13 protein-coding genes are annotated in these 15,082 nt (G+C 61.1%); 8 read left to right on the forward strand and 5 right to left on the reverse strand.

Going from position 1 to position 15,082, the window contains the following annotated elements:
• Window positions 1-284: 284 nt before the first annotated feature.
• The 4 genes from ATN37_RS01800 to ATN37_RS01815 all read right to left on the reverse strand — a co-directional run bounded on the left by ATN37_RS01800 (window position 285) and on the right by ATN37_RS01815 (window position 4,214).
• Window positions 285-950 (reverse strand): hypothetical protein, encoded by a 666-nt coding sequence (locus tag ATN37_RS01800; RefSeq protein ID WP_182262182.1) that lies wholly within the window; start codon window positions 948-950, stop codon window positions 285-287.
• Window positions 951-1,093: 143 nt separating this feature from the next.
• The gene (locus tag ATN37_RS01805; RefSeq protein WP_209922987.1) at window positions 1,094-3,094 is read right to left on the reverse strand and encodes a cutinase family protein; all 2,001 of its coding nucleotides are present in this window, start codon (window positions 3,092-3,094) and stop codon (window positions 1,094-1,096) included.
• 23 nt (window positions 3,095-3,117) lie between these two features.
• A complete protein-coding gene (locus tag ATN37_RS01810; protein ID WP_182262180.1) occupies window positions 3,118-3,375 on the reverse strand; it encodes a hypothetical protein in 258 nt (85 codons plus the stop codon).
• Window positions 3,375-4,214, reverse strand: a complete 840-nt coding sequence (locus ATN37_RS01815) for a sigma-70 family RNA polymerase sigma factor (RefSeq protein WP_182262179.1) — start codon at window positions 4,212-4,214, stop codon at window positions 3,375-3,377. Before ATN37_RS01815 ends, ATN37_RS01810 begins: the two co-directional genes overlap by 1 nt.
• A gap of 340 nt (window positions 4,215-4,554) precedes the next feature.
• On the opposite strand from ATN37_RS01815, the gene ATN37_RS01820 reads away from it, so the two are divergent.
• From ATN37_RS01820 to ATN37_RS01855, 8 genes are all read left to right on the forward strand, one after another.
• Window positions 4,555-4,809, forward strand: coding sequence for a hypothetical protein (locus ATN37_RS01820; RefSeq protein WP_182262178.1), 255 nt, complete (start codon window positions 4,555-4,557; stop codon window positions 4,807-4,809).
• On the forward strand, window positions 4,806-5,999 hold the full coding sequence (locus ATN37_RS01825) for a conjugal transfer protein (RefSeq protein ID WP_182262177.1): 1,194 nt from the start codon (window positions 4,806-4,808) through the stop codon (window positions 5,997-5,999). Before ATN37_RS01820 ends, ATN37_RS01825 begins: the two co-directional genes overlap by 4 nt.
• A gap of 26 nt (window positions 6,000-6,025) precedes the next feature.
• Window positions 6,026-6,346: a hypothetical protein gene (locus ATN37_RS01830; protein WP_011331713.1), complete on the forward strand. Its 321-nt coding sequence runs from the start codon at window positions 6,026-6,028 to the stop codon at window positions 6,344-6,346.
• Between the two features lie 139 nt (window positions 6,347-6,485).
• Window positions 6,486-7,091, forward strand: a complete 606-nt coding sequence (locus tag ATN37_RS01835; RefSeq protein ID WP_182262176.1) for a hypothetical protein — start codon at window positions 6,486-6,488, stop codon at window positions 7,089-7,091.
• A gap of 37 nt (window positions 7,092-7,128) precedes the next feature.
• Window positions 7,129-9,624, forward strand: coding sequence for an ATP-binding protein (locus ATN37_RS01840; protein ID WP_256933097.1), 2,496 nt, complete (start codon window positions 7,129-7,131; stop codon window positions 9,622-9,624).
• Window positions 9,621-11,969: a hypothetical protein gene (locus ATN37_RS01845; protein WP_218694652.1), complete on the forward strand. Its 2,349-nt coding sequence runs from the start codon at window positions 9,621-9,623 to the stop codon at window positions 11,967-11,969. The genes ATN37_RS01840 and ATN37_RS01845 overlap by 4 nt, the downstream gene beginning before the upstream one ends.
• Window positions 11,969-13,687, forward strand: coding sequence for a peptidoglycan DD-metalloendopeptidase family protein (locus ATN37_RS01850; RefSeq protein ID WP_182262173.1), 1,719 nt, complete (start codon window positions 11,969-11,971; stop codon window positions 13,685-13,687). Before ATN37_RS01845 ends, ATN37_RS01850 begins: the two co-directional genes overlap by 1 nt.
• Window positions 13,688-13,698: 11 nt before the next feature.
• Entirely contained in the window at window positions 13,699-14,379 is a 681-nt protein-coding gene (locus ATN37_RS01855) for a hypothetical protein (protein ID WP_182262172.1), read from the forward strand.
• Window positions 14,380-14,555: 176 nt separating this feature from the next.
• Here the strand turns inward: ATN37_RS01855 and ATN37_RS01860 are convergent, their stop codons facing one another.
• The gene (locus ATN37_RS01860) at window positions 14,556-14,975 is read right to left on the reverse strand and encodes an SMI1/KNR4 family protein (RefSeq protein ID WP_218694653.1); all 420 of its coding nucleotides are present in this window, start codon (window positions 14,973-14,975) and stop codon (window positions 14,556-14,558) included.
• Window positions 14,976-15,082: the final 107 nt, after the last annotated feature.

Here is a 15,082-nt window from a genome sequence, read left to right on the forward strand (position 1 = left end):
TTCAGCTAACCCAAATCAGAAAGCGGGTGGGGAAAAACAACTGGCCGCCACCGGGGAGAACCCGTGGCCACCAGCGGGGAGAACTACTGGCCGCCTACGGGGAGAACTTCGTGGCCATTGACACTCGCCGTTGTCGGTCGCTGCGGTATTGACGTGAACAACAAACAGATCGCGACCGCTGTTGCCGAACGGTGAAGGAGTTGCCATGGCGTGGAGGGTAGCTGCCAGCATGGACTGGATTGCGATCCTTGCCGATGCGGCATTGTCGATCTGAAGTGTCGAAATCAGTTGTTCTGTGTAGGGGACCGACGATCAGGATAATCGGCGAGGACTGCGGTGGTGAACGCCTGATACTGGGACTCCGCGAAGTCGGCGAAAAGAGTAGCGACCGTCCCGTCGTATGGCTTGCCCTCGATCGTGATTGTTGTTTTCGGCGGGCCCTCGCCAATAGTGGTGTGTCTCTCCAGCGCTCGATGAGTGACCTGGTCCCGCACCAGTTTGAGGAGTCTGAACTTGTTATCGCCCATTAAGGCCTGGCGCCACCGTTCCTGGCCTTCGTGGAGCTGCACACCGTTCTTCCTGATCGCCTCCCTCAGGTGTTCCAGGTCAGACTCGCCATGGGGATCGAACCGCCCTGCTCGTCGCAGTCGATACGCAGCAGCTGCGCAAAGATCGAGGCAAGTCAGGGCCGTGCGCGAGGCAAAATCGATCGGGGCTAGTTGTAGGACATCGAATTGCTCGGGTGCGAAGCGTTCATGGATGTACGTGTCACCCTTGGGGCCAGCCATCTCTTGCGCCAGTCCCGCAGCTATGCGAGTGAACCCCACTTGAAAGGCAGCTGAGGCAATCAGTGCTGAAGCGGCCTCATAGTCTGCGGGGAGTGACTTGAGGCGATCCGAAACAGTGTTTGAGATCGTCAACAGGCGAACGTCGTCACTCGGTCTGCTCATCCCTAATTCTCTCGCACGTGACGAGTGGATATGTAGAAAATGGGAAAGCGAAAAGGGCCCCACCTTTGGACGGTGAGACCCTTCCCTGGCCGTGCGGTTCATTGTTTGACTGCTGACCTTGTGCAGAGTTGAGGTCAGGGGAGTCAGGCGGTCACTTTCGCAATCGCGTCGCGGAAGTGGTTGGTCAGATCCTGGAGGGCGGTCGTTCCAGCGGAGTCGATGACCATTTCTCCGTAGCTCTGGTGAGCTCCGGAACCGATGAACGAAGCGAACTTCAGTCCTTCAGTCCCGATCTGTGCCAGTGCATCGGCGCCGTCAGAACCTGCCAGCGCGGTGAGATTCGAAGCGAGCCCACCAAGGTCCCCTGTCTGGGACTGCTGAGTTAGCTGCTGGCCGGTCGCCGACGATGCGGACGCTGCTCCGAGTTTGGCCGGATCAGTCTTCTGTCCACCCCCGAGCGTGCCTACCGCGATCTTCGCGAAGTCGAGGATGTGGGGGAGTGCACCCAGACCGGCTCCGATGACATCGCCGGTTTCGATCGCGTGCCAGAGCTGCTTCTGCAGTTCGCCGGCGGAGTTGGCCAAACCGATGATATCGAGGTTGCCGACGAGTCCGACGATCATCGACACGATCTGAGCGGTACCGGACGGGTCGGGGATCATCGCGATGAGTGATGCTGCGGTCTTGTAGTCCAGTCCTGCAGCGAGCTTGACGAGTGGTTCGAAGAGAACATTGATTCGGTCGAACTCGGCGTGCACCGCCTTGACCTTCGCCATGGGATCGAGCGCGGGATCGAGAACGATCTGCGGGATCCGAGTCGTGAAGATGTCGGCGACAGCTGGAATGTTGTTGGCCAATGCGAAGGCATTCGTCCCGATGTGGGTGACCTGATCGATCAGGACACTCGGCTTGATGATCGAGAGCGCGTTCGCGGCAACGGAGAGCCCATCCGCCGGGGTGGACGTCAAAGGTGAAACCTGATTGGCGAGAGCATCGACGGAAGCCTGCAACTGCGGCACCTGCGCCGCGCCTGTGGCTCCCTGGACTGCCTTCGTTATCGAATCGGCGGCCTTCAATGCGCCGGCCACATCGATACCCTTGACCGTCTCGACGATCTTGCCGGCCGTGAACTCGGGCGTCGATGCGTCCGCTGACTTGAGTGATTGTTCGACGGCGGGATTCTGAGTCACCCACTTGGTCGTATCCGCTACAGGGACCAGAGTGTTTGCAATGTCGGATGCCGCTGCGCTCACGCTGGCGAGGTCGGGAGAACCAGACTGGAGCTGCTTCTGCAGAGTGTCGACGTTGCCGGCAAGGCCCGGGAGATCAACCTTCGAGTAGTCCGAAACCAGGGCGTTCTGCAGGGTCGCTGTGTTGGGCTGAGAGCCATCACTCTGCTGTGGACCGGATGCAGTAGGGGGCTGTGAAAGTACTCGGCCGAGACCGGCAAGTAACCCGTCCTTGTTGCTGTTCGTCGAGCAGTAGAGGTCGTCAGGTGCGCAGTACGACCGCGTTACCGAGGCTGTCTTTCCGAATCCGCCTGGCCGCGCCCCCGCAATACCGACTCCGTCGACAGCTGGACCGACGAGAGTGTTGTCCTCGCTCGGACTCTGTCGGGGATCGGCAACCAAGCCGACCGCGATCAGCTTCTCCGCGGGAATCGGACCCTTGTCGTGCCCGATCAGCCACGTCAGATCGCCCGCGACATCCGCCCCTTGGCTGTAACCACCGAGAGCGAAAACAGTACTAGGGCACTCCGTTGCCCGGGTCTGCATGACTTTCGCGGCAGCCTCTATTCCGGTGGCCTTACTCGTTCCGTAAGTCTTGCCCTTGTTGAACGCGGATGCTTCGTAGGCAGGGTAAGTGACTTTGATGGAGCTTCCGAACTGCTGAACAAGCGGATCAGTCACTTGCTTGAGAAGGCCCGTCGCCACCGAAGAATCTGCTCCCGAATCTGTCTCGAACGTCCCCGTCATCATGACCACCTCCGCAGTGGGGCAGCCTGCAGAAGCCGGTGCGGCATGAGCGGTCCCCGGCGTTGAGATCGTGAGCAGAGTTGACGCCACGGCTGCTGTAAGAAGGGCCGCCGAACCTACCGAACGGGCGCGTCGGTAGTCGGTAGATGGGGAAGCGATGGTCGTCATGACAGATCTCTTTTCGTCATCGATTACAGCGAGGGCAAAGTGGAAAGACCGCTGCCCGAATGTGCGGTCACGGTGTTCGGCAGAAGGTCGACGACCGTGAAGACGGCGCGGTGAGCGAGCGACATCAGCTGTCCCAAAAGTTCGGGATGACTCACGGAAGGGATACGTAGCGCTGCGTCGAAACTTCCAGCAGTCTCGAAAAGAAGGGACGATTCCTTCATCACGAAGCCAGCGATCAGGAAGCACACCAGCAACGAAACTGCGTCGAGAGTTCGAGTCATCACAAAGCCTGTTCGATCGGCCGGGCGCTGCGCGATGCACGGGCGAAGCGCGCATGATCCGACGTCTGATTCGAAGTTCCTACGCTGTTCCGAATCTTCGACACAGCGCGATAGAGCCGCTGACGAAGTGCGGCCGAGGTCATGCCGATCTCAGCCGCGATCGATGTCAGATCGGTGTCGGTCTGGTCGAGATATGCGCGCTGAATCAAAGCTCGGTCGGTGCCGGTGATGACTCCGTTCCGAACAGCCCAAGCGAGCAAGTCCTGGGCGAGAAATGGGTTCTCGGTTTCCGCCTCAGGAGCATCGGAACGATCCATCAGATCCGACGCGGGGATCTCACCGGCAAAGGTGTTCTCGTGTGCGATCTTCTTCAAAGTCCGCAAAAAGAGAGCTGCATAAATGTTCTCGCCGGACGGGCGATACTCGGCTATCAATGACATGAAAGTGGCGATTGTGGTGGCCGCACGCTCGTCGTAAGCGTGGTAGGAATCGAAGCCGGCCACCCGCGCGTGACGGGTCAACGAGATCAACTTCCCGAGCATCAGCTGCAACAGCGCTCGCCCCGCGAGAACGCTGCCCTCCTGGTGGAGGGTCAACAGTGCCAGCAGTACGGCGTCGCGATCGAGACGATGGGCGCCGGCCAAGTCGTTGAGTTCCTGAACCTGATTCAAGGCCGGCTGATTGACCGACCATGTGAGCACCTCTGCCGCTGCTGAGGGTCGTGCGCACAGCTGCATCCATTCGGTGTTCAGACGGCTGTAAAGGTCGCCTCGAGCCGCGATATGGGACGGCAAGGCGGACGACGAATGGCTGGGGGCGGTTGCTGCGTGGGTGGACATTTCCACGGGTCTCCTCTGTGCGCGTGCGAGGTTGGTCTCGCGCCCAGTAGAGCAGCCCTATATTGCCTCTGACCTGCACGTTTGTTGTTGCCAGGGGAGTGTTTGTTGTTGCCGGAGATGTTGTTGCCGCGAGCTTTGCCGTGAGTAGATGCGCGTGCATCGAAGGCATCGACGTGCACGTTTGAACCTCTGGCAACAAGCAACTGGCCGCGCTCGGAAAAAACTTTGAAAAAAGTTTGGCGAGCTCTGTCACTCAGGTCTTCGCGCCCGGATCTTCCTACAAGTAGAAGCCCACAAAATCGGTGCGGCTTTCACACTCGCCAGTCGCCAGGAGGACCGGATGCACGACTCGATGCAAGCGCTACTGCACGATCTCGGCTACGCCCATGCCATTGCTGAGGAGATCCGTCGAGTCGCTGCGGCTCTCACACGAAACCCATTCGACGAAGATGCCAGCGCCGCGCTCTCGTTGTTGGTATTCGCAGAGGTGCCGGCCGCTCGTGCAGCGCTTGCGCGGGCAATGAGCGCCGACATCCCGGATGGCGAATCAGAACTCGACTCGTCAGAGCAGCCGTCCGAGGCAGGTATCCGATGAACATTGATTGGAAGAAGATCAACAACTTCGGGCGCACTCCGAAACCGAAGCAGGATGGTTCCGCAACCGCCGATTCCACCGAGACGATCGTCGATGAAGTAGAGGAGCGTGTGCGCGCAGAGCGAGTCCAGTGGGGCCTTCGTCAGCAGTGGACTACACGCGCAATTCGCGGTGCGATCATCGCCGCTCTCGTCGCAGGAATTGTCTCACTGCTGCTCGTCGTATTCGGCTCGTCGTCAACTCCGGCAGTCGTCAAAGCAACTGACAACGAAGCGCAAAGCATTGACACCGCAGCACAAGCCCAAGCCGAAGATGTAGCCCGTCAACTGGTCGTGACGTGGCTTCAAGGCAGCCGAGGAAACGAGCGTGAGATCGAACGGTTCGTTGCCACGCCACCGAATATTCCGGCATCTGCGCTCTACGTTGCGACGGACCCCGCCATCGCATCAATTGTCTTCGATCGCGACGCACGAACCTACGCCGTGACGGTATCGGTCTCGGTACGCCCCGCCAACGATGCCTCCGCAACAATCGTTCGGCGCTACTTCCAAGTTCCTGTTGTTGTGACCGAATCCGGTGCGCGCGCCGCCACACTTCCTTCCGAAGTTGCGCAGCCGTCGACAGCTGTAGACCTTCAACTCGGATATAAGTTCCGAGTCGCGAATCACCCGATCGGAACCTCGGCCAACCAGTTCCTCGCCGCACTTCTGACAGGCAACGGCGAGGTTGCTCGCTACCTGACGCCGGGGGTCTCCATCGCACCGATCGTCCCGGCGCCGTACCGCAGCATCGCACTCACCGATGTGCTCTCCTCGGTCGATCTCAGTGCGTCGAACTCGGCTGCACCGCGTTCAGATGGCGACGTCGTGCGCTTGTTGATCACTGCATCTTTGAAGATCACCGACGCCGAATCTGTCAACGGTCAGTACGCGCTGACGATGACTTCCCGCGGCGGTCGCTGGGAAGTCAGCGCCATCGACTCAACGCCGCTCTTTGCCGCTACTGCTCCTCGCAGCGGAGTCAATTCGTCGACCACGAGCGCCCCGTCCCCGTCGACTCCGAAGAACGCTCCGTCGACTTCCGCACCGACATCCGTAGCGCCGGCTCAGGCTCCCGCGCCAAGCCAAACACCCGGATCGTCGCTTCCAGCTGTCGGCGAAGTCCCACTGTTTTCCCCTTCAGGAAATTGACCCCTCGAACCGAAAGGTGACCCATCATGTCCCTCGCACTAGCCGCCGCTGACCCCAACACCGCGATCGTCGCCGCCGGTGTCTTCGAAAAGATCGGAGAGCTGACCAACAACGGAAAGGTCGCCCTCCAATCTGCAGCCAGCTGCCTGGTCCTGTACTTCCTTCTCCGGAACTTGATGCAGTCCTTCACGATCGCCCGGCTGGTCGTCTCCGCCCTCATCGGTGCTGCAGCGCTCTGGGTTGTCTTCAACATGGACTCCCTCAAGGACCGAACCGGAGAGGACCTGGCCATCTCTGTCGTGCAGGTCGTAGAAGCGCCGGACCCGAGTCTGGATCTGCCGGTGTAAACGGCGACCGCGCGCCCACTCGAATCGCCCTTCACCGACCCTGACAAGGAGGACTGCAGATGTCCGAGGTAACCACCGCGGCAACGGACGCGACCACACGAGCACACCGACAGAACTCCTCACGCGAGTCGGTGCCCGCATGAACGACGACAACAACGTCGAAGTCATCAAAGACTTCACAACAGCTCGGAAAATCCCTCAGCTGATCGGCCGCACACCCGACGGTAAGAAGCTCCCTTTCGGCCCCTACACAGTCCCGCAAGCAGTCAGTGGCGCCGCTGTCGGAGCAATCCTGTGGCTCCTGCATCCGTTGTGGCTCGGCGACAACATCACGTGGAACGTCGGATTTTTCGTCGCATGCTGCGGCGGCACGGTGTTCGTCGTCGGCAAGCTCCGATTGGCCGGCCGAAGCCCAGCATCTGTCGCTCAAGGGGTCAAAAAGGCCGTCTTCGCGCCGCCTGAGGCCAAGCTGAAGATCAACGGCAAACGCGTGAATATCCGAGCACCGCACCTCGTTCACGCCGGCGGCTACATCACTGCCGATCCGCGCATCGAGGACCAACTCGTCGCTGCTGTGGAACCCGAATCCCCTTCTGAATCTGTACCGGTCGCACACAACGCTGTCGGCACTCGGTCGCGACCTCATGAACTGCCCACCCTCTCACCAAACGACCCCGCCCCGCGCCCCGGCCGATCAAGCGTCAAGGAACTCCTTGCACTGGCCAACGCCGGAAACCCCGAGTAGAAAGCGATCCGCCGCAATGGAACAGCCAACTCTGTCGATGGCAGCAAATATCCGGTGGACGAAATCCGGTGTCGTGTGGGCCGACTACGTACTGAGCGGAATGGACTACGGCTACCGACCCAACGTCGACAAGCGCACCGCCCGGACTCTGCACACGATGCTCGTGCGCGCACTGCCCGGCGAATCGATGTTGATGGGCATCGCGTCGTCGCTGAGTGCGGAAGCGGTCGTGGCGAGGATGACCGAAGGGGTTGATCTCGACGTCCACGCAGACTGGGCGATCGAATGCGAAGCGACCCTCGACTCCATCGAGCTCTATCGCCCCGGCCAACGAGTGTTCTATCTGAGCATCCCCCTGACAACGACCGGACTCGCAGGACAGGCAAAAGCCGCCACGCACGCGGCATGGACGTCGCTGTCGGACTTCATCGGACTCCCTCGAACCTCCGTCCCCGAAGACGAGGTCCGGGCGCGTATTCGCCAAGCGGATCTCATCGTCGCCGATATCCCCGCAGTCTTCGAAGCTCGACCGGCAACACCAGCACAGATGGTTTGGCTCTGGCAGCACTCCATGACCCGCGGCCTCCATGTCGATCGAGACATGCCTGGCGCCGCGTCCACGCCTTCCCCGAAATCGGGAGCGGCGCTCGCCCCAGCACGACTCGACGAAGGCGCGCAATCAGATCGCGATGCGCCCACGACTTGGTGGCGTCCGAAGGTTCCCATATTCAGTCGAGTTCTCAAGGTCGACCAGCCCTACGACATCGATGATCGGCCGGCGTCGTACCAGGTGATTCTCGCGCTAGCGGATATGCCCTCCGGTGGTGTCCTCTTTCCCGGCTCGGAATTCTTTTCCCTGGCGGATGACTTCGGAGACATCGACGTCGATTTCGTTGCTCGACTCAAGGTGACAGCAGGCGCTGACGTGATGCGTGCGAACAAGCGTGCGCTGGAAAACCTCAAAGAACAGTACGAGCAGCGGGAAGGCGAGCTGGCAGGCGGACAGGGCGCCCTCGATATCGCAGCCTCTGCACTGACCGAGTACAGCTCGCTTCTCGAAACCAACCGTGACGAGGTCGAAGTCGCCTGGACAGCGCTTTTTGCCGTAGGCGCGCCCACCGAAGAGCAGGCCCTCGCTGAAGCCCAAACAGTGAAGAAGTCCTTTGAACATCAGGACTACAAGCTGGTCGCGCCGCTCGGATTTCAAGAGGACTTGTGGTGGGCGATGATTCCCGGCGTTCCCTCGTCGAAGATCGTGCGCGAATTCGGGCACATCACCACCTCGACACATTTTGCTGCCTACATGCCGTTCACTCGCAACGATCTGGGCGACAGTTCCGGACCTCTGCTCGCACTGAACATCACGGCAGCCCGGATCGGTGCGGTACACAACGACATACTCGGTAAGTCCCTCCGCGACCAGTCCTCTTCGTGGGCTGTCACCGGGGAGCTCGGATCCGGAAAGTCCGTCACCATGAAGGTGATTGCCGGTCACGTCGTCGACTGCGGCGGCCAGGTCATCGGTATCGATCAAAGTGACCTCGGTGAATACGCCAACTGGGCTCGGGCGGTCACGGATGCGGTCATCGTCGATCTGGTCGAGCCCGATTACAGCACCGACCCACTGCGGATCTTCCCGCCCAACATCGCGGCGGAGATGACGCAATCGGTGATGCTGGCGTTGCTGCGAATCCAGCCGACATCAACGCACGGCAAGGCGCTGGCCAAGGTGCTCGAACCGTCCTATCGCGCGAAGCACCCCTACGCAGGGCTTGGCGAGCTCACCGAGCACCTCCTCTCCGCCGACTGCCTGATCGACGGTGCCTACGACCTCGGCGAGGAGATGAACGTCTACGCCCGGTTGACCTATGCCGCAGCGCTCTTCGCGAAAGACCTTCCGGCATTGCCGATCACCGCGCCGGCGATTATCTTCCGCACCCACCGCGTGGAGCTCCCCACCCAGCTGCAGACAGAGAAGCAGCACCTGTACGACAATTTGCCGCTCGAGAAGCGATTCGGTCACGCCGTCTACACACTCATCGCGAAGATCGCCCGCGGTCAGTGCTTCGCCGACGCCGACCAGATGGCGCTGTTCCTCGTCGACGAAGCTCATCACCTTCTCAACGCCGACGACGGTATCGACATCGTCGAAGATTTCGTACTTCAAGGCCGAAAGTCCTCTGCAGCAGTGGGATTAGGTGATCAGGACTGCGCGTTCGGGACGCCGAAACTTCGCGGCCTCATCAAAACCCGATTTGTTCATCGCCACACCGACGAAGGCCTCGCCAAGCGCGCGATCGAGTGGCTGGGCCTGGACCCAGAGAACCAAGACCTAGTCAAAGAGCTCACGGAGCAGACAGCGCCGGTCACGGGAAAAGACGGCTACGTCGAGCCGCACCGCCGAGGCGAGGGCTACATGCGAGACGGCAGCGGAAACGTCGGCCGCATCAAAACTCTTCTCCCCGCCACCGAATCGCGCCGTGAAGCCGCGCTGACTACCCCGAAAGACAACAAGAAGCTGGTGAAGGCATGACCTCGACCGCGGCGCACCCCCTCGACCAGGACGCTGTCGAGGGCAGTCCCGAAGCCCGCGAGTACTTCAGCGTCCGCGCCGCGGTCACACACTCACTGCGTTGGCTCCTGCACTCCGCCAGCCGGATCGCCCAAGCGTGGATTCCCGAATCCTGGTTGGTCGTCATCATGTACGTGAGCAAACCGATCTCTCGCTGGCTGTGGTCACGCTGGTGGAGCCGCCTGCTCATTCGGGTGGCCGCGGGATGGCACGCTCTTGGTGCACTTTTGCTGATTTTCGCTACGCCCGCGGCTGCGGACCCCAGCGGAGGAGGAGGTGCATCACCGTTCTTCGCATGGATGGCGCTCAAGGACACGCACGGAATCGACGCCTGGAGCTACTTCCTCTCGATCGACAAGGGCAACGCCTCAATGGGCGGCGGCTGGAGAATGATCTGGGCGTACATCATCACCCTCGAATACGAGGTCTTCCGATTCATGATGGCGACGGCGATCTGGTTCATCACTTACGCGTTGTCCTTCGACTGGATCGAAATGATTCTCACGCCGGTCCGCACCATCGCAGACTCCGTCACCTCGATCACCGACCAATTCGCGCTCACCCCACTGATGTTGACCATCGCCGGATTCAGCGTGGCCGTGTGGTTCGTACGCGGGCGCTTCTCCACGGGCATCTACGAACTGCTCATGTCGTGTGTCATCGCGGCCGCGGCCGTCGGATTTCTCGCCAACCCCCTCGACCGGGTCGTCGGTAACGACGGCCTGGTCTTCGCTGCACGCGATGCCGGACTCGAAGTCGCGTCGGGACTGGCGAACGGTGGAAATACCAGCGGCAACGCCGATCAGGAGATCGACACCATCAAATCGACCCTCGTAGATACCTTCCTGCGCCAGCCCACTCAGCTGATCAACTTCGGGGTCGTGCTTGATGCGCCGGACAACAACGGCAAGTGCGTCAAGGAATTCGACGAGGCTTACGCCGCGACCCCGGACGGGCCCGGGGTCATGGACAAGGTGCAAGAGAAGGTTGGTGACATTCTTCCCGGCGCGGGGGCGGCCCTGGATCTGCTCAATCCGGATGACAAGCCTGAAGATCGCATCAAAGACGCGATCGCGGCGTGTGATGGCGATGACGGTCCGATGAAGCAATACGCCGACAATCCTGGCCCTGGTCAAGCGATGGGTCTGCTCTTCTTGATCTTCGCCGGCACTCTGCTGATGCTCTTCGCGATCTACCTGGCGGGCAGGTTGGTTCTCGCTGTAGGCGTTTCGATCGGCAACGCCATCAAATCCATCCCTGGCATCGTCGTTGCCATCGCACCGTCGATGCGTGGACAGTTTTGGCGCACGATCGCCAACGTCGCGATGTCGCTGCTGCAGATGATGTTTTCCATAGTTTTCCTGGTCGGATACGTGCTCGTCGTCCAAGACCTTTTCGCTTCAGACGAATCGAATCTCATCCGCACCGTCTTCTTCGTCGACATCTTCCTGATCGTCGCACTCCTCCTCTTCCGTCGCGCGATCAAGGGTCTGCAACGGATGTCGGACAGTCTGGCGTCGATTTTGGCGAAGCGACCCGATGCCGCACCGACATCCATCACCAGATCTACCCCTACGTCGGGTCGAGATATCGCGTTGATGGCTGCGCAGGGCCGGCAGATCTACCGTGGCGGCAAGGCCGCGGTCCAGGGCGCAGGCAAGATCGCGAAGAAAGCGACCACATCGACCAAGGCCGTTGGCTCAGTAGCTGGCACAGCGACGTCGACTGCGGTAACGGGAGGCGTCGCTGCCGCAGTCTGGGCGGGCACGAAAGCAGTCTCCGGAGCGAAGAAGGCCAAGAAGTCGATCGACAATCTCTCCGACCCGGCCACGATGGCCCGTTCACAGTCCTCGGGTTCACGGTCCTCTACGAGCTCACCGAGCCGTGGAACCGGTGCGGATAGCGCGGCGGCCGCGGTGCGCAGTCGACTTTCGAAATCGGCTGTCGCAGACAAACCGGGCATCAAGAAGTCGATTGGCACGGCGCCGTCGGGTCTTGCTCCGGAGCGTGGACAAGTTCGCAGTTCAGCATCGAAAACCGTTGCACCAGACGGTCGGGCCTTCCGCGAATTCACCACCGATTCCGGTGCGCCGCTGCTGTTGCCCACCACTCCCACCCGCGCCCCGAAGGCGCCGAAGCCAACCGCCGCGCCGGCACGTCCGCCCGCCGCTCCAGTTGTTCCCGCCGTCAACATTCCCACCGGATCCGGCTCCAGAACTGCCGGACTGATGGCGGCGGCAGCTCAAGCAGGAGCGGGTAACGCGAGGACCCCGCAGCCGAGCTCGCTGACCCGGCGGCCTCGCTGATGACGCTCCTCGCCGCACCACCATCCCCCGATTCGGAAAGTTCGTCGAAGAAGTGGTGGTGGTGGATCCTCATCTCCGTGCCGATCGTGTGCATGGTCGTGCTGATGGCGCCGATTCTCGTCATCTTGTCCCTCACCGGTGAGGACACCACCTGCGGTCAGCCGACCGGTACCGACATTCGTGCAGACGGATCGTTGGTAGGTCTGAAACCCGGATCTCTGGCAGTTCCGATGGCCGAAGGTACGTACACGATCAGCTCGCCGTTCGGCATGCGAGAAGGCGGAATGCATGACGGACAAGATTACGCGGCCCCGCTGGATACCCCCTTCTACGCTGCAGGAGACGGTGAAGTCGTCGTCGCTGGACCGGCCTCGGGCTACGGACACTGGATCCGCATCCGGCACACCATCGACGGGCAGACCGTCGAATCTCTCTACGGGCACATGACCGCAGCAGGAGTGCTCGTCAAAGCCGGCGACAAGGTCACCGCAGGCCAACTCATCGGCAAAGTCGGCAGCGAAGGACAATCCAGCGGCCCGCACCTGCACTTTGGTATCTACCCAGGACAATGGTCGATGGGCGGTGGAGTCGACCCGGTTCCCTGGCTCAAGCAACAAGGAACCGCCTCCCCTGCAGCAGCCTCCGCCCCAACTCAGCCCGATGCAGAGTTGGTGGCGAAATCCACCCCCGCCGGCACGGGTGGTCTCAACGCAAGCCAAACGGCGCTGGCGAAACAAGCTGTCGCCATAGGCGAGTCCATGGGCGTTCCTGATCAAGGAATCGTAGTTGCCTTGGCCACCATGAGCCAGGAATCGACCTACCGAATGCTCGCCAGCTCCAACGTGCCCGAGTCGCTGCAATATCCCCACGACGGCGTCGGAAGCGACCACCTCTCGGTCAATCAATACCAACAACAAGTCGGCATCTGGGGCACCGCGGAAGAGCTGATGAACCCCGTAACGGCGAACGTCAAATTCTTTGACGCGTTGCTCAAAGTTTCGGGCTGGCAATCCATGCCAGTCACCGTCGCCGCCCAAACCGTGCAGGGATCGGCTCACCCGGAGGCATACGCCGACGACGAAACGCTCGCTCGGCAACTAGCTTCGCAGTTCAAAGGTTCAGGCAAAGACCTGACGCCGCAGGAGCTGGCAGACATCGTCAAGGGTGGCGCCGCAACAACGATCATCGACGGCGGCGCCTGCGCGCCTGGGACCTCGAACCCCGGTGGACCTCAGTTCAAGCCGGGTGGGCCGTTCGGAGCGAACGTGATCGCTGCGGCCTCCCAATGGATCGGAACAACGTACGCGTGGGGAGGCGGAGATCAGAACGGTCCAACGAAAGGCATCAGTGATGGTGGCGGGGCAGGAGATGCGAACGGCGATTTGAACAAGGTCGGCTTCGACTGCTCAGGCTTGACGTTGTACGCGGTTTACCAAGCCTCCGGTGGCCAAATTTTGCTCCCTCACTTCACCGGAAGTCACTCCAACCCCGGCCAGCTGTACGACTCCCGCGGCCAAGACATTCCGTTCGACCAGAAGCGCCCAGGTGACCTGATCTACTTCGGCGCAGGCGGCGACACCCATCACGTCGGCATTTTCTACGGCACCGAAAACGGACAGGACATGTTGCTCAACGCCCCGGAATCGGGGAAAAGCGTCTCGATCATGCCGCTCTCCGGCTGGGCCGGCGAAGAGATGTACGTCAAACGATTCGGATAGGAACCTTCATAATGATTACTCGCAAACGCTCGATTGCTCTTGCTGCTCTCACATCTGCCGCGTTGGTACTGACAGCGTGCGGAGGAAGCGACGAACCCGAAGATCATCCGGTGGAAACGAGCGCCGAATCCGACAGCTCGTGGACGGTACCGCCACTCCCATCGACAGACGTCCTCGCTGAAAGTAGCCAATCCGGCTCGGCGCCGACGACAGTTCCGTCGCCGCCGACCGCCCCTCCAGCCCTGACCACCACTCCGCCTCCAGCGCTCCCCGACACACTGGCCGGAGCCAACGAGAACGATGCAGAATCGGTCATGCTCGCCGCCGCTCGCACCATGCTCTCTTACGCCCCAGGCAAGGACGTAAACCAATCCGCGGCAGCTCAACGGGCGGCGCCACTCCTCGACGAGAGGTACTACGCCGCGAATGCCGACTCATTCATTGCGCTTGCACCGATCACCGGTAAGCAATGGCAGAACTGGGCAGACGACCACGCGATCGTCATTGCCACAGCGAGCATTGCCGGCGACGAACACCCTGCTGATCAACCAGCCAAAGTTTCCCGTGTGCTCGCAGTGACACAAACTGCCACCGGACCTGATGGAAAAGAACTGAGCAAAAACACCTTCGCCGTCTACATGAGTGCCGTCAAAATCGGCGTCTGGCGTGTAAGCGCAGTAGCCGTCCGATGAACTAGTGCCCCGTCGAGGGGGCGACATGCGTGTATCCGTAGGCCGGCCCCAGCCACGACGCCCGCAACGCCTTCGATCATCTCGGTGACAGGTCCGGTCGTTGGGGCGACCACCGCGGACATGCAGCCCGCGAGGGCGACAAGAGGCAGCCGGCATCGCGCGGATGCCTTCGTGAGTCAGTCGTCGACGTTCTCCTCCAACAGCGTGCGGAAACTGGCAGCCAGTCGAATAACTGTGTTCGCGTTGTCATGGTCGACCAAGCGCACGCTTCCGTCCGCAGCGATCCAGATCGGATTCCCCGACCCGTCGTCAGCGAACACCACCCCGTCGATGAGGGCGCCGTATGCGTCACGTGCCCCAATGGTCAGCTCGATGCATGTCTCACGACCGATAAGTTCGGCGTTGTCCCATGCGTGCACTGACACGCCCACGAAGCATCCGCCCCAACGTCCCACGAACTCGGTGAAGTCTTTGTCCGGGACGATGTCGAGTGCATGCAATCGCGCGTGAAGCTCGTCTGCCGGAATCGGACGACCGGGACCGTAGAAGTCCACGGTCCGCTCGATGCGAGCGACCAACCCGTTTCCGAGAGCCATATCGGAAACTTACTACCGGCGCAGGACACTAGGCCCCGACATCTCAAACTGACGGCGCAGCTGCTGCATCGCTTCAAATCCGCGCGGGTAATGCTGGCTCCCCTCCC

The organism is Rhodococcus sp. MH15, from assembly GCF_019266045.1.
Classification (GTDB): Bacteria; Actinomycetota; Actinomycetes; order Mycobacteriales; family Mycobacteriaceae; genus Rhodococcus_F; species Rhodococcus_F qingshengii.

Bases quoted from the DNA above. Each gene is read 5' to 3' on its own strand.
- ATN37_RS01800 (WP_182262182.1), bottom strand. From the start codon at position 950: ATGAGCAGACCGAGTGACGACGTTCGCCTGTTGACGATCTCAAACACT.
- ATN37_RS01805 (WP_209922987.1), bottom strand. From the start codon at position 3,094: ATGACGACCATCGCTTCCCCATCTACCGACTACCGACGCGCCCGTTCG.
- ATN37_RS01810 (WP_182262180.1), bottom strand. From the start codon at position 3,375: ATGACTCGAACTCTCGACGCAGTTTCGTTGCTGGTGTGCTTCCTGATC.
- ATN37_RS01815 (WP_182262179.1), bottom strand. From the start codon at position 4,214: ATGTCCACCCACGCAGCAACCGCCCCCAGCCATTCGTCGTCCGCCTTG.
- ATN37_RS01820 (WP_182262178.1), top strand. From the start codon at position 4,555: ATGCACGACTCGATGCAAGCGCTACTGCACGATCTCGGCTACGCCCAT.
- ATN37_RS01825 (WP_182262177.1), top strand. From the start codon at position 4,806: ATGAACATTGATTGGAAGAAGATCAACAACTTCGGGCGCACTCCGAAA.
- ATN37_RS01830 (WP_011331713.1), top strand. From the start codon at position 6,026: ATGTCCCTCGCACTAGCCGCCGCTGACCCCAACACCGCGATCGTCGCC.
- ATN37_RS01835 (WP_182262176.1), top strand. From the start codon at position 6,486: ATGAACGACGACAACAACGTCGAAGTCATCAAAGACTTCACAACAGCT.
- ATN37_RS01840 (WP_256933097.1), top strand. From the start codon at position 7,129: ATGGCAGCAAATATCCGGTGGACGAAATCCGGTGTCGTGTGGGCCGAC.
- ATN37_RS01845 (WP_218694652.1), top strand. From the start codon at position 9,621: ATGACCTCGACCGCGGCGCACCCCCTCGACCAGGACGCTGTCGAGGGC.
- ATN37_RS01850 (WP_182262173.1), top strand. From the start codon at position 11,969: ATGACGCTCCTCGCCGCACCACCATCCCCCGATTCGGAAAGTTCGTCG.
- ATN37_RS01855 (WP_182262172.1), top strand. From the start codon at position 13,699: ATGATTACTCGCAAACGCTCGATTGCTCTTGCTGCTCTCACATCTGCC.
- ATN37_RS01860 (WP_218694653.1), bottom strand. From the start codon at position 14,975: ATGGCTCTCGGAAACGGGTTGGTCGCTCGCATCGAGCGGACCGTGGAC.